The 24437-nt window shown below is 71.5% G+C and carries 23 protein-coding genes; 9 read left to right on the forward strand and 14 right to left on the reverse strand.

Going from position 1 to position 24437, the window contains the following annotated elements:
• Nucleotides 1–63: 63 nt before the first annotated feature.
• The gene (locus tag ACIA5G_RS45170) at nt 64–621 is read right to left on the reverse strand and encodes an ester cyclase (protein WP_395935104.1); all 558 of its coding nucleotides are present in this window, start codon (nt 619–621) and stop codon (nt 64–66) included.
• Nucleotides 622–725: 104 nt separating this feature from the next.
• Here ACIA5G_RS45170 and ACIA5G_RS45175 point away from each other — a divergent pair, with 104 nt between their 5' ends.
• The 4 genes from ACIA5G_RS45175 to ACIA5G_RS45190 all read left to right on the forward strand — a co-directional run bounded on the left by ACIA5G_RS45175 (nt 726) and on the right by ACIA5G_RS45190 (nt 3995).
• The gene (locus ACIA5G_RS45175) at nt 726–1349 is read left to right on the forward strand and encodes a TetR/AcrR family transcriptional regulator (protein ID WP_395935106.1); all 624 of its coding nucleotides are present in this window, start codon (nt 726–728) and stop codon (nt 1347–1349) included.
• Between the two features lie 80 nt (nt 1350–1429).
• The gene (locus tag ACIA5G_RS45180) at nt 1430–2662 is read left to right on the forward strand and encodes a Tm-1-like ATP-binding domain-containing protein (RefSeq protein WP_395935108.1); all 1233 of its coding nucleotides are present in this window, start codon (nt 1430–1432) and stop codon (nt 2660–2662) included.
• A gap of 8 nt (nt 2663–2670) precedes the next feature.
• Complete coding sequence (locus ACIA5G_RS45185) at nt 2671–3498, forward strand: phosphoenolpyruvate hydrolase family protein (protein WP_395935110.1); 828 nt, start codon at nt 2671–2673, stop codon at nt 3496–3498.
• 59 nt (nt 3499–3557) lie between these two features.
• Entirely contained in the window at nt 3558–3995 is a 438-nt protein-coding gene (locus ACIA5G_RS45190) for an SRPBCC family protein (protein ID WP_395935112.1), read from the forward strand.
• A gap of 415 nt (nt 3996–4410) precedes the next feature.
• Here the strand turns inward: ACIA5G_RS45190 and ACIA5G_RS45195 are convergent, their stop codons facing one another.
• The 3 genes from ACIA5G_RS45195 to ACIA5G_RS45205 all read right to left on the reverse strand — a co-directional run bounded on the left by ACIA5G_RS45195 (nt 4411) and on the right by ACIA5G_RS45205 (nt 9504).
• On the reverse strand, nt 4411–5286 hold the full coding sequence (locus ACIA5G_RS45195) for a fumarylacetoacetate hydrolase family protein (protein ID WP_395935114.1): 876 nt from the start codon (nt 5284–5286) through the stop codon (nt 4411–4413).
• Nucleotides 5287–5373: 87 nt separating this feature from the next.
• Nucleotides 5374–8508: a PA14 domain-containing protein gene (locus ACIA5G_RS45200; protein WP_395935116.1), complete on the reverse strand. Its 3135-nt coding sequence runs from the start codon at nt 8506–8508 to the stop codon at nt 5374–5376.
• Nucleotides 8509–8640: 132 nt separating this feature from the next.
• Nucleotides 8641–9504 carry an NADP-dependent oxidoreductase gene (locus ACIA5G_RS45205; protein ID WP_395935118.1) on the reverse strand — a complete coding sequence of 288 codons (864 nt, stop codon included), beginning with the start codon at nt 9502–9504 and terminating at the stop codon, nt 8641–8643.
• 83 nt (nt 9505–9587) lie between these two features.
• Here ACIA5G_RS45205 and ACIA5G_RS45210 point away from each other — a divergent pair, with 83 nt between their 5' ends.
• Together ACIA5G_RS45210 and ACIA5G_RS45215 are read left to right on the forward strand one after the other, a co-directional pair.
• A complete protein-coding gene (locus ACIA5G_RS45210; RefSeq protein WP_395935120.1) occupies nt 9588–10502 on the forward strand; it encodes an AraC family transcriptional regulator in 915 nt (304 codons plus the stop codon).
• Between the two features lie 113 nt (nt 10503–10615).
• Nucleotides 10616–11602 carry an Acg family FMN-binding oxidoreductase gene (locus ACIA5G_RS45215; RefSeq protein WP_395935122.1) on the forward strand — a complete coding sequence of 329 codons (987 nt, stop codon included), beginning with the start codon at nt 10616–10618 and terminating at the stop codon, nt 11600–11602.
• 18 nt (nt 11603–11620) lie between these two features.
• On the opposite strand, the gene ACIA5G_RS45220 is transcribed toward ACIA5G_RS45215, so the two are convergent.
• The 4 genes from ACIA5G_RS45220 to ACIA5G_RS45235 all read right to left on the reverse strand — a co-directional run bounded on the left by ACIA5G_RS45220 (nt 11621) and on the right by ACIA5G_RS45235 (nt 14877).
• Nucleotides 11621–12475 carry a universal stress protein gene (locus tag ACIA5G_RS45220; protein WP_395935124.1) on the reverse strand — a complete coding sequence of 285 codons (855 nt, stop codon included), beginning with the start codon at nt 12473–12475 and terminating at the stop codon, nt 11621–11623.
• Nucleotides 12472–13413 carry a universal stress protein gene (locus tag ACIA5G_RS45225; protein ID WP_395935448.1) on the reverse strand — a complete coding sequence of 314 codons (942 nt, stop codon included), beginning with the start codon at nt 13411–13413 and terminating at the stop codon, nt 12472–12474. The genes ACIA5G_RS45220 and ACIA5G_RS45225 overlap by 4 nt, the downstream gene beginning before the upstream one ends.
• 32 nt (nt 13414–13445) lie before the next feature.
• The gene (locus tag ACIA5G_RS45230) at nt 13446–13973 is read right to left on the reverse strand and encodes a flavodoxin domain-containing protein (protein ID WP_395935126.1); all 528 of its coding nucleotides are present in this window, start codon (nt 13971–13973) and stop codon (nt 13446–13448) included.
• A 79-nt stretch (nt 13974–14052) separates the two neighbouring features.
• Nucleotides 14053–14877 carry a universal stress protein gene (locus ACIA5G_RS45235; protein ID WP_395935128.1) on the reverse strand — a complete coding sequence of 275 codons (825 nt, stop codon included), beginning with the start codon at nt 14875–14877 and terminating at the stop codon, nt 14053–14055.
• 264 nt (nt 14878–15141) lie between these two features.
• On the opposite strand from ACIA5G_RS45235, the gene ACIA5G_RS45240 reads away from it, so the two are divergent.
• The 3 genes from ACIA5G_RS45240 to ACIA5G_RS45250 are packed head-to-tail and all read left to right on the forward strand — an operon-like array spanning nt 15142 to nt 18262.
• Entirely contained in the window at nt 15142–15579 is a 438-nt protein-coding gene (locus ACIA5G_RS45240; RefSeq protein WP_395935130.1) for a cation-transporting P-type ATPase, read from the forward strand.
• Entirely contained in the window at nt 15564–17810 is a 2247-nt protein-coding gene (mgtA, locus tag ACIA5G_RS45245) for a magnesium-translocating P-type ATPase (RefSeq protein ID WP_395935132.1), read from the forward strand. Before ACIA5G_RS45240 ends, mgtA begins: the two co-directional genes overlap by 16 nt.
• A complete protein-coding gene (locus ACIA5G_RS45250) occupies nt 17807–18262 on the forward strand; it encodes a hypothetical protein (RefSeq protein WP_395935134.1) in 456 nt (151 codons plus the stop codon). Before mgtA ends, ACIA5G_RS45250 begins: the two co-directional genes overlap by 4 nt.
• Here ACIA5G_RS45250 and ACIA5G_RS45255 read toward each other — a convergent pair.
• The 6 genes from ACIA5G_RS45255 to ACIA5G_RS45280 all read right to left on the reverse strand — a co-directional run bounded on the left by ACIA5G_RS45255 (nt 18165) and on the right by ACIA5G_RS45280 (nt 24356).
• Nucleotides 18165–18842 (reverse strand): CBS domain-containing protein, encoded by a 678-nt coding sequence (locus ACIA5G_RS45255; RefSeq protein WP_395935136.1) that lies wholly within the window; start codon nt 18840–18842, stop codon nt 18165–18167. The genes ACIA5G_RS45250 and ACIA5G_RS45255 overlap by 98 nt on opposite strands.
• A gap of 52 nt (nt 18843–18894) precedes the next feature.
• Complete coding sequence (locus tag ACIA5G_RS45260) at nt 18895–19503, reverse strand: DoxX family membrane protein (RefSeq protein ID WP_395935138.1); 609 nt, start codon at nt 19501–19503, stop codon at nt 18895–18897.
• A gap of 155 nt (nt 19504–19658) precedes the next feature.
• Nucleotides 19659–19940, reverse strand: coding sequence for a hypothetical protein (locus tag ACIA5G_RS45265; RefSeq protein ID WP_395935140.1), 282 nt, complete (start codon nt 19938–19940; stop codon nt 19659–19661).
• Nucleotides 19941–19995: 55 nt separating this feature from the next.
• A complete protein-coding gene (locus ACIA5G_RS45270; RefSeq protein WP_395935142.1) occupies nt 19996–20973 on the reverse strand; it encodes an acyl-CoA desaturase in 978 nt (325 codons plus the stop codon).
• The gene (locus ACIA5G_RS45275; protein WP_395935144.1) at nt 20970–21395 is read right to left on the reverse strand and encodes an STAS domain-containing protein; all 426 of its coding nucleotides are present in this window, start codon (nt 21393–21395) and stop codon (nt 20970–20972) included. Before ACIA5G_RS45275 ends, ACIA5G_RS45270 begins: the two co-directional genes overlap by 4 nt.
• 261 nt (nt 21396–21656) lie before the next feature.
• Nucleotides 21657–24356 carry a cation-translocating P-type ATPase gene (locus tag ACIA5G_RS45280; protein ID WP_395935146.1) on the reverse strand — a complete coding sequence of 900 codons (2700 nt, stop codon included), beginning with the start codon at nt 24354–24356 and terminating at the stop codon, nt 21657–21659.
• Nucleotides 24357–24437: the final 81 nt, after the last annotated feature.

Consider the following 24437-nt stretch of genomic DNA (forward strand, 5'->3'; position numbering starts at 1 on the left):
CGTTCCGGTCAGCGATACGACTGGCGGTGCTGTGCGTGAACTTCGGAACGTTCCCGCCCGCCGTCAGGCCAGGCGGCCGGCTTCCGCCGCGGCCCGGGTCACCGACTCCGCCGCGCGGCGCGATGATCCGGTCAGCTTCCCGCGCGCCATGGCCAGGAGCACGGCCGGCTTCGGCGGGAACGCGCCGAGCTGGCTGAGCATGGTCAGGTCGTCGCGCACCGCCTCGTGACTCGTGACGCCTTCCGGGCCGACGCGCAGCACGTGGATCTGCTCGAAGTCCATGGCCCGGCCGGTCGCCGGCAGGATCTTGTCGGGCTTGCCGTCCCGGAAGCGGACGAAGGGCCGGTTCTGCACTCCCTGCATCCGCAGCCGGACCCAGGCGACTCCGCTGTCGTAACCGGCGTCGAGCACGGGGAACCGCAGGTTGTCGAAGGCGGCGCGCATCCAGGCACCCGAAGCGAGCAGGCCGCCCGGCCCGGGGATCGAGCAGGCGGGCGGGGCGACCGCGGCCTCCCGGTTGGCAAACGTCGGTGCGGCCACCGACCGCGCGAGCTCGGCGTCGCCGGTCACCAGGACCTGGAAGACGTCGATCGCGGACTGCAGCTCGGTGCTGGTGTTCACGGTTGCCTCCTCGGCCGGACCGCGCTGATCCGGCGTAATTCCATATAATGATAGTAACGCATTCCCATCAATGTGATGCGTGACGGTGAAGTACGCTGAGCTGCGTGACGCGCCCCTACAAGTCCGCCAGGCGGACGTCCGCGGCGGCGGAGACCCGTCGTGCGGTGCTCGCGGCCGCGCTCGCCCTGTTCGAAGAGCGGGGTTACGTCGGGGCGACCCTGGTGGAGATCGCGACGCGCGCGGAGGTGGCGGTCAACACCGTCTACACGAGCGTCGGCGGGAAGCCGCAGCTGCTGATCGAGCTGATCCGGGAAGCGGCGAACAACGACCAGATCGACGAGTCGCTGCGGAAGGTGAACGCCGCCCGGTCCGGCCGAGAGGTCGTCGCCGAAGTTGCGGAAGGCACCGCGGCGGTGTTCCGGGACCGCGCTTGGCTGCTCGGCGCGCTGTACGACAACGCGGGCACCGAACCGCTGCTCACGGAGGCGGTAGAAAGCGCCGAGACCGCCTACGCCGGCCGGCTCGCCGAAGCCGCGGCCCGCGTGGCGGCCCTGGGTGAACTCCGCGACGGGGTCGATGTCGCGACCGCGTCGGACATCCTCTGGTTCTATTTCGGGTTCCGCCCGTGGCGAGACCTCCGCGCCCGCGGCTGGTCCTGGGAACGCGCGGGCGCCTGGTTGGCCGGGCAGGCCGGTCAGGCTCTGCTCGCCGAGCCGCCGGGCCGGTGAGTGCCGGCTCTGCGCGGGCGGCGGGGATGTCCTTAGAGTCGGGTCCAGGCCCACCCGGTGGAGACGAAAGGGGCAAGTCGATGGCGACCGTGGTTCTCCTGGGGACGTTGGACACCAAAGGCGCGGAGTACTCCTGGCTGAAGGACCGGCTCGCCGGACACGGCGTCGACGTCCTGACGGTTGACGCCGGTTCGTTCTCCGAGAGCGCGCTCGCCGATGTGTCGTCGGACGAGGTCATCGCGGCCGCCGGGGGTGACGCCCGGGCGTTGCGTGAGCGACGGGACCGCGGCGAAATGACGACCGTGCTGGGGGCCGGTGCGGCCGCCACGGTGCGCCGGCTCCACGAGGGCGGCCGGCTGCACGGGCTCCTGGCCGTGGGTGGGTCGGGTGGGTCCTCGGTCGCGGCGCCGGCGATGCAGTCCTTGCCGGTCGGCGTGCCCAAGCTGCTGGTGTCGACCATGGCCAGCGGCGACGTTCAGCCCTACGTGGGTGAGGTCGACGCGACGCTCATGTACTCCGTGGTCGACATCGCCGGGATCAACTCCGTTTCGGCGGCGGTGCTCGGGAACGCGGCCGCGGGCATCGCCGGGATGGCGAAGGCGTACGAGGCGCGTCTCGGTCAGCGCGACACGGAAGAGCATCCCCCGCTGGTCGGGGTGACCATGTTCGGGGTGACGACCCCGGCCGCGGACGAGGCGCGGGAACGGCTGACCGCACTCGGCTACGAGGTGCTCGTCTTCCACGCCACCGGCACGGGTGGCCGCGCGATGGAGAAACTGGTCGCTTCCGGCATGCTCGCCGGAGTCTGCGACCTGACCACCACGGAACTGTGCGACGACCTGGTCGGCGGGGTGCTCAGCGCGGGGCCGGACCGGCTGGAGGTCGCCGGGCGGCTCGGCGTGCCGCAGGTGGTCAGCCTCGGCGCGCTGGACATGGTCAACTTCGGTCCCCGCGAGACCCTCCCGGCGCAGTTCGAGAGCCGCAACGTCCTCGTCCACAACCCCACGGTCACCCTGGTCCGCACGACGGCCGGCGAAATGGCCGAGCTCGGCCGGCGCATCGCCGGCAAGCTGGCCGCGGCCACCGGCCCGACCGACCTGTTCCTCCCGCTGCGCGGGGTCAGCGCGGTCGACGTCGACGGCGCGCCGTTCCGGGACGCGGACGCCGATGCCGCGCTGTTCGAGGCGTTGCGCGCGGGCCTGGCCGGCTCCGCGGTGACCGTGCACGAGCGCGAGCTGGCCATCAACGACCCGGGCTTCGGCGCGGCCATGGCCGAGACCCTGCACCACCACCTCACCTCGAAGGAGCACTGACCCGCGACATGAGCCGAGAAGAAATCCTCGCCCGCTTCCGCGCGCAGGTGGCCGCCGGGACGCCGATCATCGGCGGGGGAGCCGGGACCGGCATCACCGCGAAGTCCGCCGAGGCCGGCGGGATCGACCTGCTGATCATCTACAACTCGGGGCGGTTCCGGATGGCCGGCCGCGGCTCGTTGTCCGGTCTGATGCCCTACGGCGACGCCAACGCGATCGTCATGGACATGGCCAACGAGGTGCTGCCGGTGGTCAAGCACACCCCGGTGCTGGCCGGGGTGTGCGGCACCGATCCGTTCCGCGTCATGCCGCGTTTTCTCAAGCAGGTCAAGGAGACCGGCTTCGCGGGGGTGCAGAACTTCCCGACCGTCGGCCTGATCGACGGGACCTTCCGCGCCAACCTCGAGGAAACCGGCATGGGGTACGGCCTCGAGGTCGACATGGTCCGCGCCGCCCACGACCTCGACCTGCTGACCGCCCCGTACGTGTTCGACGAGGAGCAGGCGGCCGACATGGCCCGGGCCGGGGCGGACATCCTGGTGCCGCACATGGGACTCACCACGTCCGGCACGATCGGCGCGCAGACGGCGATCACCCTCCAGGACGCGGCCGAACGCGTCCAGGCCCTGGCCGACGCCGCGAAGCGGGTCAACCCGGACATCCTGTGCCTGTGCCACGGCGGACCGATCGCCGAGCCCGCCGATGCGAAGTACGTCCTGGACAACACCACGGGCGTGGCCGGCTTCTTCGGCGCTTCTTCGATCGAGAGGTTGCCGACGGAGACCGGCATCCGCGAGCAGACCGAAACCTTCAAAGCGATCGTGCTGGATCGCTGACCCGAACCTATCCTGGAACCCGTGCCTCGAGATCGGCCGACCGACACCTTGGAGTGAGCATGCCGCGTCCCTACGCCAGCGGAGTTGTCGCCGCGCCCGTCGACAAGGTCTGGGCGCGGCTTCGAGCCTTCAACGACTTGCCCGACTTCCTGTCGGCGATCGGCCACAGCGAGCTCGTCGAAGGGGTCGACGGACAGGTCGGAGCGGTCCGGCGGCTGACCCTCGCGGCCGGCGGTGACCCCTTCGACGAGCGGCTGCTCGCCCTGGACGACCCCGGCCACACCCTCACCTACACGTTCACCGGCGCGAACCCCTTCGGCGTGCGCCGCTACGTTTCGACGGTCCGGGTCAGCCCGGTCACCGACACCGGCGAGTCCTTCGTCGAGTGGTGGGCGGAGTACGACGCCGACGCCGGCCAGGAGGAAGAGCTCAACCGCACCTTCGCCCAGGACGTGTACGGCGGTGGCATCGCCGGCCTGCGGAAGCTGCTCGCGTAGTTCGCGTTCAGGGGCGCACCCGGTTGACGAAGTCGATCGCGAGGCCGTCGGCCGGGCGGGCTTCGGCGGGGCCGACCACCGACACCCGCGGCGCGAGGTTGCGTGCCTCCACGGCCGCGTACTCGGCCAGGGCTCCGTTGCGGCGCAGGCCTCAGCGGGTCACAGCTCAACCACTACCTCCCGACCAAGGAGAGCCTTGTCCTGACGTCCACCGCAGTGAGCGGTTCGCCCACTGCGAAAGCATCGACTCGCTTCGGGACCGGGCGGGCTTCTACATCGCCTACGAGCACGCCTGTCAGGAAGGTTGCACCCTCGGCTCGCTCGCCAGCGAGATCAGCAAGACCGACCTGGACGTCCGCACGGAACCCGTGGAAACGTTTGTGGTGCTCCCGGCCCAGCCGAAGATCGGCAGCCTTCAGCGCGCGCCGAGCACCCGGCGCACCTCGTCGGCGCCCTGCACCACGGGGGAGCGCAGCGATCCGACCTCGCCGATCTCGATCTCGACCACGTCTCCCGGCCGCAGTCCTTGATCGAGCCCCGGCACGACGGACGTGCCCGTGGAAAGCACGGCGCCGTCGGGGAAGTCGTTGTCCCGCCACAGGTACTCGACCAGCTCGGCCGGTTTGCGGTTGAGCTGGGCGGTGCCGGCTTCGCCGGCGAACACCTCGTGACCGTCGCGCAGGATGCGCATGCGGAGGTCGAGCGACAGCGCGTCCGGTACCTCCCACGCCGGCCGCACCCGTGCCGACACCGCGCAGGAACCGGTGTAGATCTTGGCCTGCGGGAGGTACAGCGGGTTTTTGCCTTCGATGCTGCGGGAGCTGACGTCGTCGACCACGACGTACCCGGCGATCTCCCCGGCCCCGGTCAGCAGCAGGCCGAGTTCCGGCTCCGGCACGTTGTTGGCGGAATCGGTGCGGATGGCGATGGGCTCGTCGTCGGTGACCACGCGCCACGCGGCCGACTTGAAGAACAACTCGGGCCGTCGCGCGCGGTACACCCGCGCGTAGACGTCCTCGTCGGCGCTTTCCTCGCGGCGGGCCTCCTCGGAGCGCAGGTAAGTCACCCCGGCGGCCCACACCTCCATCCGCCCGTCCAGCGGTGGCAGCAGGCGCGTCCCGGCCGTGGAGACGGGCTCCCCGGCGGCGTCGGCGAGTTCGCGGATCTCCGCCACGGGGTGGCGCAGCAGGTCACTCATCGACTCCACCGCGAGCGGCCGCAGCTGCTCGCCGGTGAGCAGGCCGACTCGGATGGTGCCGGTGCTGTCGGCGAATCGCACCAGGTGGCTCATTCCGGACCTCCTCGGTCAGGATCGAACCTACGACGCGGGTGCCGCGATGGAAAGCGCGGCACCCGCGTCGCCGGTGTTACGAGGGCATCAGGGGAGCAGGGCCACCTCCGCGTCCGTCAGCGCCTTGCCGACCACGTCGACGTTGTCGACCGCGCCGCGCCAGAAGTCGACGTTGCCGCCGTTGTACTTGGCCCGCCCGACCGTGAACGCGCCGGTGGCGGCGAGCGCCGGTCCGGCCGGGGCCGTCGCGACCTTCACGCCGTCCACGTAGAGCCGGATCTCGTTGCCGGCCCGGACACCCGTCAGCTCGTACCAGCGGCCGATCTCCGGCACGACCTCGTACCGGGCACGGTTGCCGCCGGGGGTGCTGAACGCGAACGCGCCCTGCCCGTACTGCAGGTAGAACGGGCTCTCCCGCTCCCTGCCGTCCTGGCTCACCGCGGTCGCGTAGTTGCCGGGCAGCTCGTCGAGCCGCACCTTCGCGGACACGGTGTAGTCACCGGTCGTGTCGACGACCGGGCCGTAGGTGTCGGCGGAGCCACCGGTGAACTGCAGCGCGCCGTCCTTGAACGTCACACCGCTCGGGGTGAGCGTCAGCGGGTTGTTGCCGCCGCTCGAGTCTCTCGCGGTCGTTCCCTTGCGCTCGTCGAGGTTCCACTCGCCGTGGCCCGCGTAGGGGTAGGGCTTGCCCGCATTGGCGCCGGCCTCGATCACGCGCCGGTTGATCTCGCGGACGGGACCGGGGTCGACCTTGAGGCGCTTGCGGTCGTAGGTCCAGAGCCCGTTGAGCTCGCCTTCCAGGTCGGTGACCTGCGTGTAGACCGAGGCCGACAGCTCGGCCCGAGCCTGCCCGAGGTAGAACGTGCGGGTGTTGTCGACGTACTTCGCCGTCAGCGCCGCCTTGTCCGCCACGCCGCTGTAGATCGCGATCGGCGCACCCGGCCACTGGTGACCCGGCGTGCGCAGCGTGAAGCCGCCGTGCTCGCCGTCCATCGCGACGCGCCTGCCGTCCGAGGCGGCCGGGTCGGTGTTGTTGTAGTCGTGGTGGTCGATGACGTCGCCGCGGCCCGAGTCGCCCTTGGAGGCGCAGCAGTTCACCCCGCTGTGGGCGTTGACGATCCGGCTCGGGTCGGCGGCCTTGACCTGGTCGGTGATCCGGCCGGTCGCGGCCTTGTCCCACTCGCCCCAACCCTCGTTGAACACGATCCAGGCGTAGACGGACGGGTAGTTCTGCAGCTGGTGCATCTCTTCCAGGCCCTGGCTGAGCCACGCCTGCTGCGCCGCGGGGTTGTTGCCGTCGTCGAGGGACACGAAGTCCTGCCAGACCAGCAGTCCGAGCTGGTCCGCGTGGTAGTACCAGCGGGCGGGCTCGACCTTGATGTGCTTGCGGACGGCGTTGAAGCCGAGGTCCTTCTGCGCCTTCAGGTCGAAGACGAGGGCGTCGTCGCTCGGCGCGGTGTTCAGGCCGTCCGGGTAGAAGCCCTGGTCCAGCTGCATCAGGGAGAAGAACGGCTTGCCGTTGAGCGTCAGCTTCGGCGTGCCGTTGACGTTGGTGATGCCGGTGGACCGCATGCCGAAGTAGCTCTTGACCTTGTCACCGCCCAGCTTGATCTCCAGCTGGTACAGGTACGGGTCGTCCGGCGTCCACAGGTGCGGGTTCGGCACCGGCAGCTTCAGGTTCGCGTTCGCCGGTCCGGTGACCGCGGCGACCTGCCGGCCACGCGCGTCCTTGGCGACCGCCGTGACGGTGGCGCTGCCCGCGGACTTGACGTTGAGGGCCAGCGAATTGGTGGTCAGGTCGGGAGTCGTCTTGATCTCGTCGATGCCCTTGTCCGCCACCGGTTCCAGCCACACTGTCTGCCAGATGCCCGACGACGGGGTGTAGAAGATGCCGCCGGGGTTGGGGGACTGCTTGCCCTTGGGCTGGTACGGGCCGGTGGTGTCGGTGACGGCGACGACGATCTCCTGCTCGTCGCCGCGCTTGAGCGCGTCGGTGATGTCGGCGCTGAACGCCGTGTAACCGCCGGTGTGCTCGGCGACGAGCTTGCCGTTCACCCACACCTTGGCCTGGTAGTCGACCGCGCCGAAGTTGAGCTTGAGGCGCTGCCCGCCGCCGATCTTCCAGTCGCGCGGGACGGTGACCGTGCGGCGGTAGAACATGTGGTCCTCGTGCCGTTCGAGCCCGGAAAGCTGCGACTCGATCGGGTAGGGCACGACCACCTTTTCGGGCAGCTTCTTGCCGAACGTGGGCTGCTGGCCCTCCTTGGCGGCCGAGAACTCCCACGGGCCGTTGAGGTTGACCCACTTGTCGCGCTCGAGCTGCGGCCGCGGGTACTCCGGCAACGGGTGGCGCGTGTCGACGTTCTCGCCCCACGGCGTCCGGAGCCGTTCCGTCGACGCGTTCGCGACGGTGCGGCCGGTCTTGCCGACCTTCGTGCCGTTCACCGCGAGCGCACCCGCGCCGTCGTAGTAGAGGGTGACTCGCTGGCCCTTCAGGATCCTCTCGGCCAGCCGGATCGTCGCCCGGTCGCGGCTCGTGGTGAGGGACGAGATCGGCATCGGCGTCGCGTCGACCTGGATCAGCAGGTGGTCCTTCAGGTCGTTCGTACCCGAGACGCGGCCGTCGAAGCCGGTCGTGAGCGTGCGGCCGTCCGCGGACACCGCCGCCGAGCTCGGCACGCCCTGGTAGCCGGCCGGCGGCGTGAACGCCGACAGCGGCACGATCTGCTTCGCGATGGCCGCGCTCGACCAGCGCAGGAACATGTTGGCGCCGCCGGTGTCCTGGAACATCTCCAGCTTGAAGTCGTACTGCTTGCCGGCGGTCAGCGTGACCGGCGCGCTGGTCTGCTCGGTGTCCCAGTCCCCGACCCAGTGGTCGATCACCGGTGCGCCGTCGATGAACAGCCGGAACCCGTTGTCGCCGATGGCGTAGAAGGTGTAGTCGCCGGTCTGCGGCACGGCGAGCTGCCCGGTCCACCGGGCGGTCGTGTGCTCGGTGCGCCCGGCGACCAACCCGAAGACCGAGGTCAGGTCGGGGTGGTCGACCTCCGAGTCGAGGGCGGTCCCGGCCAGGTTGGCGAAGTCGTGCGCATCCGGCGTGGACGGCGTGAAGTACTCGGCCTTCAAGCCGTGCACGGGCTCGGCGGCACCGGCGGGCGGCGTTCCCGACGCCACGCCCAGCGCCACCAGCAGGGCGAGGAGGACGGAAGCGGCTCTTCTCATCGGCGAGATCCCCTTCATTTTTACAACGTTGTAAAACGCTCTCGGAGAATCGAAGCAGACAAGCCGGACGTCAAGATACCGCCGAATGTCGGTATCTTGAGGGCCAACTGCCCGAACCGACTCGCAGTCCGATCACCGGGCGAGGATCGTGACTTTTCCGCGGATGTCGCCCGCCTCGCTCCTGCGGTGCACGTCGGCGAGCCCGTCGAGGGTGTGCGTCTCGGTGACGTCGACGCTCACGGCGCCCGCGTTCACGAGGTGCACCAGTTCGGTCAGCTGGGCCGGGTCGTAGCGGACGACCACGTGCGTCAAGGTCACCCCGGGCGGGGCGGTCACGGGCGCCGCCGCGGAGATGATCGTGCCCGCCGGCCGGACGGGCGGGGTCCACGGCGGCGGGGCGCCGACCAGGTGGATCAGCACGTCGACGGGCTCGACCGCGGACGCGACGGACTCGCTGGTGTAGTCGATGATCTCGTCGGCGCCGTGCCGCCGGACGGCGTCGAAGCTGCGCGCGCTCGCGGTGGCGACGACGTGGGCGCCGGCGCGTTTTGCGAACTGGACGGCGAACCCGCCGATCCCGCCGCCCGCGCCGTTCACCAGGACGCGCTGCCCGGCGGAAACGTGCGGGAAGACGACCTGCCACGCGGTGAGCCCGGCGAGCGGGATGGCCGCGGCGTCGGCGAGCGGGATGCCCGTGGGAGCAGCGACGAGCCGGCCGGCCGGCGCGACGGCGTACTCCGCGGCCGCTCCCCGCTCGAGCCAGCCGATGACCGGGCGGCCGGCCACCGTGCCCGCGACGTCCCAGCCGAGGGTGCAGGGCAGGTCGATCGGGAACAGCGACCGCAGGGCCCCGGAGCGCAGGGCGGTTTCGGTCGGATTGAACGACGTTGCCGCGACCTCGACCAGCATCTCACCGTCGCCGGGGACCGGCCGCGGGACGTCGTCGATCCGGATGACGGAGGGGTCGCCGTGCCGGTGGATCCGTGCGCTTCTCATGAAAGGCACCCTAGGATCGAGCGGGAAGACGCTCCATGGGCGCGAATCCTCGTTTCCTGTCTGATCGTCTCGTAGGAGAGACCATGGATGTGCTGAGCGACGTGCTCGCCGTGATGCGCACGGGTGAGCCGCGCTCCGCCCGGGTGGTGTGGAACGCGCCTTGGGCGCAGTGGTTCGCGCCGGTGCCGGGTGCCGCGGGGTTCCAGGTGGTCCTGCACGGGACCTGCTGGCTTCTCCGGGCGGACGCGGAACCGTTGCCGCTGACCGCCGGCGACGTGGTCTTCCTGCCCCACGGGCAGGGCCACGCGCTGGCCGACAGCCCGGCGACGCCGGTGGACACGCAGGCGTGCGACCCGCACGATCCCAGGTTCGCCGAGCGCTACGCGGACCGGCCGGCGACGGGCACGGGCCCGGAGACGGTGACGCTCTGCGGTGCGTACCGGCTGGATCCGGCGCAGCTGCACCCGTTGCTGTCGAGCCTGCCCGAAGTCGTGCACCTGCCCGCCCGGCTCGACCGTGACCTGCGGGCCGTGGTCGACCTGCTCTGCACCGAGCTGGAACGCCCGCGGCTCGGCACGGACGCGCTGATCCCGGCCCTGCTGGACGCGCTGCTGCTGTACATCCTGCGCGCCTGGTTCGACGAGCGAGCCACGACGGCCGAGACCGGCTGGGCCGCGGCGTTGCGGGACCCCGCGATCACCGCCGCACTGCACGCGATCCACGGCGACCCGGCCCACCCCTGGACCGTCGCGAGCCTCGCGGCCCGGGCCGGGCTGTCCCGGGCGCCGTTCGCGCGGAGGTTCACCGAGAAGATCGGCCGGCCCCCGCTCACCTACCTGACCTGGTGGCGGTTGACCCTCGCCGCCCGGCTGCTGCGCGACACCGACGCCCCGCTGCGCGTGATCGCGGAAAAGAGCGGCTACACCTCGGAGTTCGCCTTCGCCAAGGCCTTCAAGCGACACCACGGCAGCGCACCGGGCAAGCTCCGGCGTGCCTGACCGAGTGACCTGGATGCCATTGGTCCCGGTTTCTGGTGACCAACGGCCGACGCGGGTGCGGGCCGTCGCGGGGCACGCTGAGGTGGTATCACCCTTGACGTCCGGAGTCCGTGATGAGCCGACCGCACCCGATGATGTTCGAGCGGGCCCTCGCTTCGGCCGTCCGCGCACCGTCTCCGCACAACACCCAGCCCTGGCGGTTCGTCCTCGACGGCGAAACACTCGAGGTGTGGCTGGACCGGGCACGTGTGCTCGGGGTGGCGGATCCGCTCGCCCGGGAAGCCCGGCTGTCCGGTGGCGCGGCCGCGTTCAACGCCGTGGTCAGCCTGGGAGCGGAAGGGATGGCGACGGTCGTTCGGACGGTCCCGGACCCGCGCGAACCCGACCTGCTCGCCGTGATCCGGCTCGACGGGAACAGGAAGATCACGCAGGCCGGTCGCGATCTGGCCGAAGCCGTGTTCCGGCGGCACACCAACCGCAGGCCGTTCCTCGATCGGCTGGTGCCGCCCGTCGTCCGCGTCGCCCTCGAATCGGCTGCGCTCGAGGAAGGCGGGCAGGTGGAGTACCTCGACGCGTCCGGGCGGTTCTCCACGGTGACGACGCTGGTGCGTCGCGCCGAGGCGCTGCAGGAGAACGATCTTGCGTTCCGAGCCGAGGCCGCGTCGTGGATGCGGCACGAACCCGAGGCACTGGACGGTGTGCCGACGGTTGCGACCGGGCCGCCGCCGTACGGGGCCAGAGCGGTGTCGTTGCGTGCCTCGCACGCCAACCCGGAGCTGCCGCCGCGCGAGTTCGAGCAGGACCCGTTGCTGGCCGCCGTGCTGACCCGGGACCGCGGGCCGCACGCCGAGGTCCGGGCCGGGATGGCCATGCAGCACGTGCTGCTCACCGCCACCGCGGCGGGCTTGGCGACCTCGTTCCTGTCGCAGCCCTTCGAGACACCGCAGACCCGGGACGCGCTCGACCGGATCTTCGACGGCTGCGGGCAGGCCCACACGCTGCTGCGCATCGGCTACGGCCAGCCGACGGCGACAACGGCGCGCCGGCCGGTCGCCGACGTCCTGACCCGCCGCGTCAGCCCGGATGTCCCAGCGAGGTGACGGCAAAGGTCCGGCGCTTCACCCCGCGGCTTCGGGACGGACCACGAGCACCGGGCAGCAGGCGTGCTGCACGAGAGCCTGGCTGGTCGAGCCGAGCAGCATCCCGGTGAACCCACCGCGGCCGCGGCTGCCCACGACGACCAGCTGGGCGTTCTCCGAGGCGTCGAGCAAGGCGTGGCGGGGGCGGTCGCGGCGCAGGACCCGGCGGATTTCGACGTCGGGGTACTTCTCCTGCCAGCCCGCCAGGCGCTGCGCGAGCAGCCGTTCCTCGTCCTCCGCCACCGACTCCCACTGCGGCATGATGTGCACCGCGACGAGGGGCGCCCGCCGGGACGACGCCTCCTCGAACGCCGCGGCGATCGCCTGTTCGCTGTTCGGGCTCCCGTCGATCCCGGCCACCACCGGGCCCGATTCCGGGACCTGCGCCGTGCCGTGGCGGCCTCGGATGACCGCCACCGGCGAGTGCGCGTGGCTCACGAGGGTGGCCGCGGTCGTGCCGAGGAGCATCCCGGTGAAACCACCCGAGCCGGACGCGCCGACGACGACCATCCGGGCCTGCCGCGAGAGCCCGATGAGCAGCGGCGCCGGCGATTCGACCGGCGTCTTCACCGTGATCACCAGGGTCTCGTCGATCGAGGCGGCCATCTTCCGGGAGCCGGCGACGACCCGTTCGCCGTCCTGGCGCACCGCGTCGAACAGCACATCGGCGCCCGCCAACCCCTCGCCGTAGCCGAGCGCGGCGATCTGCAGCCCGTGCACGATCTCGAGTTCGCAATGCCGGGAGGAAGCCAGCCGGGCGGCCCACGTAACCGCCGTCATCGACGCGCGCGAGCCGTCGACCCCCACCACGACCGTCCGGTTCCGGCCTTTCATCGGGTCTCCTCGCCGCCTTCGTCCGGCGACCGGACCACCGCGACCGGGCACGGCGAATGGACGATCAGTGCCTGGCTGGTCGAGCCGAGCAGCATCCCGGTGAAACCACCGCGGCCCCGGCAGCCGACCACGATCAGCTGCGCGTGCTCCGCGCGCTCGAGCAACGCCTGCACCGGGCGCCCCCGGGTCACGTCGAGGTCGATCGACAGGTCCGGGAACTTCTCCCGCCACGGGCGCACCTGGTCGGCGAGCCGGGCGTGTTCGACCCGGTCGATCTCGGCGGCGTCGTCCTGGAACGGATGGGGCCGGAGCACTCCGTCGGCGACGACGTCGCTCCAGGTGTGCACCACGGTCAGGCCGGCGCTTCGCAGCCGCGCCTCTTCACACGCGAACGCCAGGGCGCCGTCACTGTCGGACGATCCATCCGCGCCGACGACCACGGGTCCCGCGGCGGGCGGCGGATCTTGCGGCATCCGGCCGCGCACCACCACGATCGGGCAGTGTGCGTGGGCGACCACGGAAACGGCCGTCGAGCCGACGAGCAGGCCGGTGAAGCCGCCGAGCCCGCGGGACCCGAGAACCACCAGGTCCGCGTGCTGCGACTCCTGGATGAGGGCGGCGACCGGGCTCCACTCCCGCGCGCCGGTGGTGATGGTGAGCCCGGGTGACTCCGCCAGCACGGCCGTCCGCGCTTCGGACAGCCAACCTTCGGCGCGTTCGGCCAGCCCGGCGCGCACCTGCTCGCAGGTCCCGACCGCGATCGGGGCGCGCACCTGGGGCAGCGTGTACACCTGCACCAGCCGCAGCGGACGTTCTCGCCGGCGTGCCTCGGCGCCGGCCCAGACCGCCGCGCGCACCGCGGAGGCCGAGCCGTCGATGCCGACGACGACGGCGCCGCTGCCGTGCTTCGCCCGGGTCGCCTCCTGGTCGTCGAGCAGTGCCGGCCGGACCGGGTGCCCGTGCGGCGTTGTCACGACGTGCTCCCGGCGACAGCCGCGGCGGCCAGCGTCGCGCCGATTTTGTAACCCCAGGCCCGGATCGACGGCCAGTCGCGGAAGTCGCCGTCCTTGACGTGCAATGCCGTCACCACGAGGCGTTCCGGGAAGCGCAGGGCCTGGCGGTCGATCCGGCCGCCGAACACCCGGTGCTCCCGGGCCCCCAGCCGCCGGACGAGGTCGTCGACCGCCGCCTGGTCTTCGGGTTCGGGCTCCTCGCCCACCGGGCCGCTGGAGAACAGCCAGACGGGAAGACCTCGCAGCTCGGCCGAGAAGGACTCCGCGAACGTCCGCGCCGGTTCGAGCCACCGCCCCAGGTAGCGGGCACTGCCGAGGACCACCGCGTCGAAGCCGTCGAGCGTGGTGACGAGCCCGACGTCGCGCACCTCGACCTCGGGCGCCACGCCGGCGTCGGTCAGCGCGGAGCCGAGCGAGGTGGCGAGGTGCTCGGCGATTTCCCGGGTGGCGCCGTGCCGGGTGGCCACCGCGACGAGGATTTTCATGGGTCCAGCCTCGCGCGGCCGCGGCTTCGGCAGCAGAGGCCGACGACCTCGCCGGACCGGCGAAGGTCCCCGCGGCGGGTCAGTGGACGACGGCGACCGGGCAGGTCGCGTGCGCCAGCAGGTGGTTGCCCGTCGACCCCAGCAGCGCACCGGCGACCGGGCCGCGGCCGCGGCTGCCGACGACGATCAGCTGGGCGTCGGGCGCGACCGCCATCAGCACGCGCGACGGCTCACGGTCCTTGACGACCCGCGTCGTGATTTCCAGGGCCGGGTGCTTCCGCGTCCAGCCGGAGACCAGTTCTTCGAGCTCGCGGCGGTCCTCGGCCTGCTGGTCGGCGAACGCGGGTTCGATGCTCGGGACCCGTTGGTGGGCGGCGTGCGCCACGATCAGCGGCACGTCGCGCGCGACCGCCGCGTCGACCGCGAAGCGCAGCGCTTCTTCGCTGGCCGGTGAGGAGTCCACGCCGGCCACGACGGGGCCCGTCGGGCCGGCGTGGCCGCGGAAGACGACCACCGGGCACTGCGCGCCGGCGGCGACCCGGAGGGCGACCGAGCCGATCAGGGCGCCCCGCAGGCCGCCGAGGCCGTGCGAGCCCAGCACGATCAAGGGTGCGGTCGCGGACTCCGCGAGCAGCAGGTCGACCGCGAGCCCGAGCCGCACGTCGACGGCGACTTCGAGGCCCGGTGCCGCGGCGCGGGCGATCTTCGCCGCGTGGCGCGTCCGGCGGGACACGTGTTCGGGCAGGAACTCGGCCTCCTCGCCCGGATCGACCACGCAGGCGTGGAGCAACCGCAGGTCCGCGTCGCGCCGGGCCGCTTCGTGCGCTGCCCACCGGACCGCGCGCAGCGATCCCTCCGAGGCATCCACCCCGACGATCACCGCGGCCCTCGCCTGTTCGGCCATCGCCGCCTCCTGCCGTCCGGCGCCGCCCGGACGGCGACCCCTTCCAGCATGTCCTCCGGCGTGTCCGCGCGTCAGAGCACGAAGACCTTTCGGCAGGGGACCAAATCCGGGAGGAACCTGTCGCGGCCCCGCTGTGAACGGGTCCTGGCGCCCCCGGCGGGGATACACTGATCGTGCCTCGGACCCCGGCGCTGCTTGTCCTCTCGGCGTGCCACGCAAGCCGGTTCGCCGATCCGAATCTCGTTCGCGAACGCCGAGGCCCCGATGACCACCCGCACCACCTCGGCGCCCGCGCGACCGGCCGCCCCCGAGCTCGACATCGCGCACGCCGCGGCGTTGCCCGGTGCGGCGGCCTTGGCCGCGCTCGGCGTCACGCCCGACGGGCTGACCGCCGGTGAGGTCGCCGAGCGGTCGGCACGGTACGGGCCGAACGCGGTGTCGTCGCACCGGGCACGGCTGGTCCCGGTGCTGTGGCACCAGCTGCGCTCGCCGTTGCTGGTGCTGCTGATGGTGGCCGCCGTCGCGTCCTACTTCGTCGGTGAGCGCAGCGACGCGGTGATCATCGGGGTGATCGTCGCGGTTTCGGTCGGGCTGGGTTTTGTGAACGAGTACCGCGCCGAGAAGGCCGCGGAAGCCCTGCACACGCAGATCCGGCACGAGACCGTGGTGCGCCGCGGCGGTCACCCGTGCGGGTGGACGTGACCGCGCTGGTGCCCGGGGACGTCGTCGAGCTGAAGCTGGGCGACGTCGTCCCGGCCGACGTCCGGCTGCTGTCGGTCACCGGGCTGGAATGCGACGAGTCGGTGCTGACCGGGGAATCCCTGCCGTCGGAGAAGGACACCGCGGCCGTCCCCGAAGGCACCGCCCTGGCCGAACTGTCCGGGTGCGCGCTGATGGGCACCGTCGTGCACGCGGGCAGCGGCACCGGTGTCGTGGTGTCGACCGGCGCCCGCACCGGGTTCGGGGCGATCGCGGCCGGCCTGGGCACCCACCAGCTCGACACCGAGTTCCAGATCGGGCTGCGGAAGTTCTCGATGCTGCTGGTCTACGTCGCGGGCGTGCTGACGACGTCGATCTTCGCGGTCAACGTGGTGCTGCACAAGCCGATCCTCGACGCGCTGCTGTTCTCGCTCGCCATCGCGGTCGGCATCACCCCGCAGCTGCTGCCCGCGGTCGTGTCGACCAGTCTCGCGGCCGGGTCGCGGCGGATGAGCCGGCGCAAGGTGCTCGTCAAACGGCTGGTGTGCATCGAGGACCTGGGCAACGTCGACGTGCTGTTCACCGACAAGACCGGCACCCTCACCCTCGGCCGCATCAACTACATGCGGGCCGTCCCGGCGGGCGGCGCGGATCCCGGCGAAGTGCTGCGCTGGGGCCTGCTCTGCACCGAAAACACCGCGGCCGTCGGCGGCAACCCGCTGGACCAGGCGCTGTGGGCGTCGCCGGCCTCGGTGGCGCAGAGGACCGCGCTCGCCGGCTACACCACGTTGGGCCTGCTGCCCTTCGACCACGAACGGCGCATGGTCTCCGTCGTCGTGCGCGACCCGGCGGGCCACACCGTCCTGGTGACCAAAGGCGCGCCGGAGACGGTGCTGGACCGCTGCACCGGCGTCCCACCCGAAGCACGGCAAGCCCTGGACGCCGAGTTCGCCGCGGGCAACCGGGTCGTCGCCGTGGCCATGCGGCCGTTCACCGGCGGGAAGCCACCGGCGCCCGCGGACGAACAAGGCTTGGTGCTGCTCGGGTTCCTGGTGTTCCTCGACCCGCCCAAGCACGACGCCGCGCGGTCCCTGCGGCGGCTGGCCGACCTGGGCATCGCGGTCAAGGTCGTCACCGGCGACAACTCCGCGGTCGCGGCGAAGGTGTGCCACGACCTCGGCCTCGGCGACGGCGCCGCGCTGACGGGGGCCGACCTCGACGGCCTCGACGACACCCAGCTCGCCGAAGCGATCACGCGGACCACGGTGTTCGCCCGGGTGAACCCGGAGCACAAGGCCCGCATCGTGCGTGTCCAGCGGCTCGGCGGCGGCGGGGTGGCCTTCCTCGGCGACGGCGTCAACGACGCGCTCGCCCTGCACGCGGCCGACGTCGGCATCTCGGTGGACTCGGCCACCGACGTCGCCAAGGACGCCGCCGACGTGATCCTGCTGGAGAAGGACCTCGACGTGCTCGCCGACGGCGTCACCGAAGGGCGGCGGATCTTCGCCAACACCATCAAGTACGTGCTGATGGGCACCTCCAGCAACTTCGGCAACATGTTCTCCGCGGCGGGCGCGTCCCTGTTCCTGACGTTCCTGCCGATGCTGCCTTCGCAGATCCTGCTCAACAACCTGCTCTACGACACCAGCCAGCTCGCGATCCCCACCGACACCGTCGACGAGGAGCAGCTCCACCGGCCGTCCCATTGGGACATCGGGTTCATCCGCCGGTTCATGGTCTTCTTCGGTCCGCTCAGCTCGGTGTTCGACTTCGTCACCTTCGGCGTCATGCTGTGGGTGTTCCACGCCGGCCCGGACCAGTTCCGCTCGGGCTGGTTCGTCGAATCCCTGGCCACCCAGACACTGGTGATCTTCGCCATCCGCACCCGGCGGATCCCGTTCTTCCGCAGCCACCCCAGCCTGCCGCTGACCCTGGGAGCCCTCGGCGTCGTCACCGTCGGCGCCCTGCTGCCCGCGACACCGTTCGCGTCCGCACTGGGGTTTTCGCCGCTGCCGGGCGGGTTCTTCGCCGCGCTGGCCGGGATGGTGCTGGGCTACCTCGTCCTGATCGAAGCGGGCAAACGGATCTTCTACCGAATGGTGCGCACGACGACCCCCGGGCCCCGGCCGGCCGGTCCGCATCGGCACCTGCGCCGCCGGGCGGGCTACTTCAGCACCGCCGAACCGGCCGGCCGCGGCCGTGCCGGAATCCCTGCGGACCGAGGACTTCGATGAGACGCGAACCCCGGGACGCGGCCGTGCTCGTGGTGATCAAGGTCGTGCACACGACGGCCTGGTTCGCCATCGAGTCCTGCTTCTCCTACGTCCTGTATTCGGGACTGGCCAAACGATCCGACCGGCGGGCCGCGCTCGCCGGCGGTGTGGTCGCCCTCGAGTGCCTCGTCTTCGCGGCGAACGGGTTCCGCTGTCCGCTGACCGAGGTCGCCGCATCGTTCGGCGCCGACCACGGCTCGGTCACCGACATCTTCCTGCCACCGTGGTTCGCCCGGAACCTGCCGGTGATCCACGTGCCGTTGCTCGTCCTGGCCGTCGGACTGCACGTGCGGAACCTCCGCCACGGCCGGGCGATCAACCGGCGGTGCGCCGCGGGCCCTGCCAGACGAAGTCCATCCGGTTCTCGACCCCCACGACGCCGGGTACGGCGAGGGCCAGGCGTTCCGCCGTAGCCACGTCGGCTTCGTACTCGAGCCGGCCGGTCAGCAGTACCACGCCGTGCTCGACACTCGCGAGCACGGCGTTCTTGTCGGCGTGCAAGGCGTCTTCGAACACCGTTCGGTCGACGTCGGTCTGCAGGTCTTCGTCCGTGCGCAGGAAAGTGCGCAGGAGGTCCCGCCGCGTGACGACGCCCACCAGGTGCTCACCGTCGAGCACGAACAGGCTGCGGACCCCGCTCGTCGTGAGCAGCCGCGCAACCTCCGGCAGGGTGGCATCCGGTGTGGTGGTCCGCGGCGTCGCGGTCATCACCGTGGCCGCGGTCTGCGCGGCCGCCTTCCGCCAGTCCTCCCGGGTGAGGTGGCCGGCGAAGTGCGGGCAGCTCGCGCCGAGCCGGTCGTCCTGGTGCGCCTGCCGGCACAGCAGGTCCGCTTCGGTCACCACGCCGAGCAGCGCACCCTCCGGGGTCACGACCGGGACGGCGCCGACGCCGTTGGTGACGATCATGCCGACCAGGTCCTTGAACGGAGTGGCCGGCGTCGCGGTGATCACTTCCCGGGTCATGATCCGGCCTGCTGTCGTGCTGGTGCGCATGGTGTTCCTCCTGCTGTGGTGCCGGTGTCCGTTGTGGATCGAATGGTCGGGCTCAGCGGAGCCAGGGGGTGCGGCGGACGAGATCCAGCTCGGCCCAGCGGCGGCCGAGGCCCCAGGTGTCACCCGCGGCGAACGCGGCCACCACGATGAGCACAACGAGGTACACGAGGTGGTAGTCGATCAGCGGATTGGTCGACGACGTCGCCATCCCGGCCGAAGTGGACTGCGCGAGCGGCCATTCGGCGATCCACATGAGAGCGAGCAGGACGGTGCCCGCGACAGCGGCCAGGCGCAGGGCGACACCGAGCAGGAGGGCGACACCGAGGCCGAGCAGCGCCAGCATGAACAGCCAGTCGGCCCAGCCGGCGCCGGCCCAGTCGCGCAGCATCGACTGCAGCGGGCCGACCTGGACGTGGCCGAGGAATCCCTTGGTCGGGGAGCCGCCGCTGATCCAGGCCTGTGCCGAGCTCGTGGAGTAGCCCAGCCCGAACATCTTGTCGAGGAAGGCCCAGAGGAACGTCAGGCCCATCACGATGCGCAGGACGGCCAGTGCCGGGCCGCGGGCGGAGGAGCCGGGGTGAGGCCGTTCGGCGGTCCGCGTTTCCGGCTGGTCGGGGAGGAAGGGGGTGGTCAGGGTCGGGCCGCGGTCCTGGACGGACATCGTGAGCTCCTTGTTCGGTTGTGCACCGAGCATGGGCCGTCGTCCGGGCCGGGCGCTGGTGCCGAAGTTCCCGGAACACGGTGACTTTGGTGCACGGACCGGCCGGTCGCGCTCGTCCGGTCACCTGCGCGTCGACGCCTGACGACGAGCGACCGTCAGTTCGGGGTCGTGATCAGGAACGTGTAGTGCCCGTCGATGTCCTTGCGGACGTCGAGGACCTTGTCGGCAAGATCGACCCGGGTGTCGCGGGCGAGGAACACCTGAGTGCTCGCGACAACAACGACGCGGTCACCGGCCACCGGGTGCGCGGCGACCTCGACCGTCAGCTCGCCGTCCGTTCCGGGAGGGCCGTCGAGGGTCAGGCGCAGCCCACCTTCGGCTCGGACGTTCTGGGCCGTGGTGAGCTGGTTGATCGCTTCGGTGGCCGATTCGGTCATCGTGAACATCGACGGTCTCGCCTTCTGCGTGCGGTGAGCGCGGTACTGGTGTGGTTCACCCGGCGGCTTTCCGGTTGCCGCCGTGCGGGTCGGCCATCCTGGACAGTCGTTCCGGTTTCGGCCAGCGGACCTTTGTCGCCCAGCCGAGTTTCTCGAAGATGCGGATGACGCGGGCGGAGATGTCGATCTGTCCACGCAGGACGCCGTGGCGGGCGCAGGTCGGGTCGGCGTGGTGGGAGTTGTGCCAGGATTCGCCCATCGACAGGATGGCCAGCGGCCAGAAGTTGGCGGAGCGGTCGCGGCTGGTGAACGGGCGGCTGCCGATCATGTGGCAGATCGAGTTGACCGACCAGGTGACGTGGTGCTGCAGGGAGACCCGGGCGAGCCCGGCCCAGAGGAACGCGGTCAGGGCGGCCCACCAGGAGCCGCCGATGAGGCCGCCGAGGGCGGCGGGGACGCCCACGGTGGCGGCCACCCAGAGCGGGAAGAGGCGGTCGACCGTGCGGATGTCGGGGTCGGCGGCGAGGTCGGGCGCGAAACGGGTGATGTTGGTCTTGTCGCGGCCGAAGAGCCAGCCCAGGTGTGCGTGCCAGAACCCGTGGGCGAGTGCGAGCGGTGAGGTGCCGTAGAGCCAGGGGGAGTGGGGGTCGCCTTCGCGGTCGGAGAACGCGTGGTGGCGGCGGTGGTCGGCGACCCAGCTGAGCACCGGGCCCTGGGCGGCCAGGCCCCCGGCGATCGCCAGGGCGATCCGCAGGCCGCGGGTGGCGGTGAACGCGCCGTGGGTGAAGTAGCGGTGGTAGCCGACGGTCACGCCCAGTGTCGTGACGACGTAGAAGCCCGTCGCGATGCCGATGTCGAGCCAGCTCAGTCCCCAGCCCCACACCAGGACCACGACCGAGATCAGGGCGAGGAACGGGGCGAGCAGGAAGATCCTGATGGTGACGAGCTCGGAGCGGGAGTGTTCGCCGGAGAGGAGGGGTTTCGGGCCGGCCGGGAAGCGTTGCGGCGGCGCGGTGTGGTCGATCGTGGTCATGACGGTGCCGATTCGTGCGAGGGGACGGGGCGGTGGGGTTCCCCCGGTGGGGGGCGGTCGTCATCTCGGCGCCGGGCGGGCGCGGCGATGGCCTCCGCCCGCGAGGTGTGGATGACCAGTTGCTCGTGCAGCCTGGTGATCTGAATGGGGCGCCAGACCGCTTGGGTGGCGGCCACCAGCCGCAGGTCGGTGTGCGGCGCGGCCTGCCGGCGTGCGGCCAGCAGGGCCTCCAGTCCGGCGGAATTGAGGAACCGGACGAGGGACAGGTCGACCACCAGCCGCCACGGTCGCCGGCTCAACGCCGATTCGACGGCCTGGCGCACCGCGGGGGCGGTGTGCAGGTCGACGTCACCGTCCAGGACGAGCACGAGCGTCCGTCCACGGTGCTCCGTCGCCACGGTCAGCGGCGGGTGCCGGGGCACCGGGGGCTCGCGCCCGCCAGGCGCCGCGACGGCCGCACGAACTGCCGCGAGCTCCGGGGGAGCGGGTTCGGCAAGCGGGCGGCGGAGTCGACGAAGATCAAGCGTTATGCGTCCCACGATCGGGGCTCCTGACCTGGCCGGCCGCCGCTGCTCCTCACCGCTGTGACAACGTGCACGCGGCCGATGGACAGATGCGGCCGTCGTTGGCGGTCGATCGTCGCGAGGGCAGGGACTGGGCGCTCCGGCGCTGTCCCCTCGATCCTACCGCGATGCCGGAGCCACAGCGGTGTTTCCGGGCCGGTTTCCGAATAGTCGACGCCGGCCGGGACGCCAGAGGAACTTGTCGACCTCGGCGACCAGGAACGTGGTGGCGGCGAGGCCGAGCACCAGCAGCCAGCTCCCGACGGTCAGCGGCGCGGTGTGGAACAGCTCGTTCATCAGCGGGACGTAGAGGATCGACACCTGCAGCGCGACCATGACGGCGACACCCCCGAGCACCCAGGGATTCCACCCCGTCGGCCGGAACCGGTCGAGGGACCGGCAGCTGAACAAGTACGCGATCTGCGCGAACACGAACACGGTGATCGTGACCGAGCGCGCGTCGGTGACGGACACGCCGGCCCGCAGCTGCCAGGTGAACACCGCGAACGAACCCGCGACGAGGATGACCGACACCAGCGAGATCCGCCTGAGCAGGTCGGTGGTCATCAGTGCCTGTCCCGGTGGGCGGGGCCGGCGGGCCATGATGCCCGTTTCCTTCGGTTCGAACGCCAGCGAGAGGCCGAGGAAGACCGCGGTGGTCATGTTGATCCACAGCACCTGGACCGGGAGCATCGGCAGCTGGGCGCCGAGCACGATCGCGACCAGGATGACCAGTCCTTCGGCGATGTTGGTCGGCAGCGTCCAGGCCATGAACTTGCGGATGTTGTCGAACACCGCGCGGCCCTCTTCGACGGCGGCCTCGATGGTCGCGAAGTCGTCGTTCGCCAGCACCATGTCGGCGGCTTCCTTGGCGACCTCGGTCCCGCTGCGTCCCATCGCGATCCCGATGTCGGCCTTGCGCAGAGCGGGCGCGTCGTTGACCCCGTCGCCGGTCATCGCGACCACGTTGCCGCGCTCCTGCAGGAGGGTGACCAGCCGCAGTTTCTGCTCCGGGGAAACGCGGGCGAACACGTCCACGCCGGCGAGGGCGTCGTCCGGGGTGACGGCGATTTCGGCACCGGTGAGGACGACCGGTTCGCCCTTGGCCAGCGCGAAGTTCCGGGCGATCGCCCGTGCGGTTTCACCGTGGTCGCCGGTGATCATCTTGACCGCGATCCCGGCGCGCCGGCACGCCGCCACGGCGGCCACCGCGGCCGGGCGGGGTGGGTCGTGCATGGCCTGGAAGCCGACGAGGGTCAGCCCGTCCGGGGGTGTGCCCGCCGGAAAAGCGGTTTCGCCCGCCGGAGTGAACGTCGCGAAGGCCAGTACCCGCAGTCCGCGGCGGGCGAGGGCTTCCGCGGTCTCCCGTTGCCCCGCCTCGAGCGGCCCGGCGGTCCCGTCCTCGCGCAGCTGGTCGTGGCACAGCGCGAGGACCTTTTCGGGAGCTCCCTTCAGGTATCCGGTCAGCCGGCCGTCGGCGGTCCGGTGCACCGTGGCCATCAGGTTCCGCCCGGACTCGAAGGGCAGCACGTCGACGCGCGGCCGGGCGGACCGCTCCGCGCCGATGTCCAGCCCGGCTTCGCGCGCCGCGGTGAGGAGGGCGGTTTCGGTCGGATCGCCGGTCGCCGCGGTCGGGCCGTCGGCCGGTTGTGCCTCGTTGCAGAGGATCCCGGTGAGCAGGCATTCCCGCAACGCCGGCGGGAGCGGATCGCCGACGGTCCACTCGTGGGTGCGGCCGCCGGCGACCACGGTGGTCACCGTCATCCGGTTGGTGGTGAGCGTGCCGGTCTTGTCGGTGCAGATGACGGTCGTGCTGCCGAGGGTCTCCACCGACGGCAGCCGCCGGACGATCGCGTTGCGCCGGGCCATCCGGACGACGCCGATCGCCAGCACGATCGACACCGCGGCCGGCAGGCCTTCGGGGATCGCCCCCACCGCCATCGTCACCGCCGCGGTGAACATCTCCCCGGCCCGGTAGCCCCGCAGCAGTCCGATCACGAACAGGACGACCGCCAGCGCCACGATGCCGGCCGAGAGCCGGCGGCTGAACCCGGACAGCTTGCGCGTCAACGGTGTGGTCGGCACCCCGGTGGCGGTCATGAGCTGGTTGATCAGCCCCAGTTCCGTGCCGGCGCCGATCGCCACGACGACGGCGGTGCCCTCGCCCCGCGTCACGACGGTGCCCGCGTGCGCGATGTTCCGCCGATCGGCGAGCGCGGTGGCCCGGGGGAGCGCGCCGGGCACCTTCGTGACGGGTGCGGCCTCACCGGTGAGCGCGGATTCGTCGATCTGCAGCGTGTGCGCCGAAAGCAGGAGGGAGTCCGCCGCGACCTTGTCCCCGGCGCGGAGGAGAACGAGGTCCCCGGTGGCGAGGTTTTCGGCTCGCAGCCGGATCGGGACACCGTCGCGCACCACCCGGACTTCGGTGGTCACCATGCCGGCCAGTGCCGCGAGGGCGTGCTCGGCCCGTGACTCCTGGAGCAGCCCGACGACCGCGTTGAGCAGCACAACGGCGAAGATCACGCTCGAGTCGACGAACTGGCCGAGAATCAGGGTCACCGCGGCCGAGGCGAGCAGGACGTAGACGAGCGGATCCTTGAACTGGCGGAAGAACCGGCCGAGCGCACTGGTGGGCCGGCCGGTCGGCAGCACGTTCAGTCCGTTGTGGACGTTCCGGGCGGTGGCCTCGGCTCCGGTCAGCCCGGTTCGCTCATCGGTCTCGAGCAGGGTGATCGTCTCGGCCGCGTCGAGCGCGTGCGCCGGTGCCCGGACGGCAGTGCCGGCCCGTTCGGCCGGCCGGGCCGGTGCCGGCACTCGCATGATCGGGTCCCTTCGACAGGCTCTGGCGAACCTTTCGTCCTGATCGTCCAGGTGATCGTGGTGCCGGGCACAGGGCCGAAC

Origin of the sequence: Amycolatopsis sp. NPDC051758 (assembly GCF_044453095.1) — a bacterium.
Lineage (GTDB): Bacteria > Actinomycetota > Actinomycetes > Mycobacteriales > Pseudonocardiaceae > Amycolatopsis.

Excerpts from the sequence above, each read along its gene's own strand:
- ACIA5G_RS45255 (WP_395935136.1), bottom strand. The coding sequence starts at position 18,842 with ATGCGCACCAGCACGACAGCAGGCCGGATCATGACCCGGGAAGTGATC.
- ACIA5G_RS45250 (WP_395935134.1), top strand. The coding sequence starts at position 17,807 with ATGAGACGCGAACCCCGGGACGCGGCCGTGCTCGTGGTGATCAAGGTC.
- ACIA5G_RS45230 (WP_395935126.1), bottom strand. The coding sequence starts at position 13,973 with ATGAAAATCCTCGTCGCGGTGGCCACCCGGCACGGCGCCACCCGGGAA.
- ACIA5G_RS45260 (WP_395935138.1), bottom strand. The coding sequence starts at position 19,503 with ATGTCCGTCCAGGACCGCGGCCCGACCCTGACCACCCCCTTCCTCCCC.
- ACIA5G_RS45210 (WP_395935120.1), top strand. The coding sequence starts at position 9,588 with ATGGATGTGCTGAGCGACGTGCTCGCCGTGATGCGCACGGGTGAGCCG.
- ACIA5G_RS45195 (WP_395935114.1), bottom strand. The coding sequence starts at position 5,286 with ATGAGCCACCTGGTGCGATTCGCCGACAGCACCGGCACCATCCGAGTC.
- ACIA5G_RS45215 (WP_395935122.1), top strand. The coding sequence starts at position 10,616 with ATGAGCCGACCGCACCCGATGATGTTCGAGCGGGCCCTCGCTTCGGCC.
- ACIA5G_RS45185 (WP_395935110.1), top strand. The coding sequence starts at position 2,671 with ATGAGCCGAGAAGAAATCCTCGCCCGCTTCCGCGCGCAGGTGGCCGCC.
- ACIA5G_RS45270 (WP_395935142.1), bottom strand. The coding sequence starts at position 20,973 with ATGACCACGATCGACCACACCGCGCCGCCGCAACGCTTCCCGGCCGGC.
- ACIA5G_RS45280 (WP_395935146.1), bottom strand. The coding sequence starts at position 24,356 with ATGCGAGTGCCGGCACCGGCCCGGCCGGCCGAACGGGCCGGCACTGCC.
- ACIA5G_RS45265 (WP_395935140.1), bottom strand. The coding sequence starts at position 19,940 with ATGACCGAATCGGCCACCGAAGCGATCAACCAGCTCACCACGGCCCAG.
- ACIA5G_RS45240 (WP_395935130.1), top strand. The coding sequence starts at position 15,142 with ATGACCACCCGCACCACCTCGGCGCCCGCGCGACCGGCCGCCCCCGAG.
- ACIA5G_RS45200 (WP_395935116.1), bottom strand. The coding sequence starts at position 8,508 with ATGAGAAGAGCCGCTTCCGTCCTCCTCGCCCTGCTGGTGGCGCTGGGC.
- ACIA5G_RS45220 (WP_395935124.1), bottom strand. The coding sequence starts at position 12,475 with ATGAAAGGCCGGAACCGGACGGTCGTGGTGGGGGTCGACGGCTCGCGC.
- ACIA5G_RS45205 (WP_395935118.1), bottom strand. The coding sequence starts at position 9,504 with ATGAGAAGCGCACGGATCCACCGGCACGGCGACCCCTCCGTCATCCGG.
- ACIA5G_RS45180 (WP_395935108.1), top strand. The coding sequence starts at position 1,430 with ATGGCGACCGTGGTTCTCCTGGGGACGTTGGACACCAAAGGCGCGGAG.
- ACIA5G_RS45235 (WP_395935128.1), bottom strand. The coding sequence starts at position 14,877 with ATGGCCGAACAGGCGAGGGCCGCGGTGATCGTCGGGGTGGATGCCTCG.
- ACIA5G_RS45190 (WP_395935112.1), top strand. The coding sequence starts at position 3,558 with ATGCCGCGTCCCTACGCCAGCGGAGTTGTCGCCGCGCCCGTCGACAAG.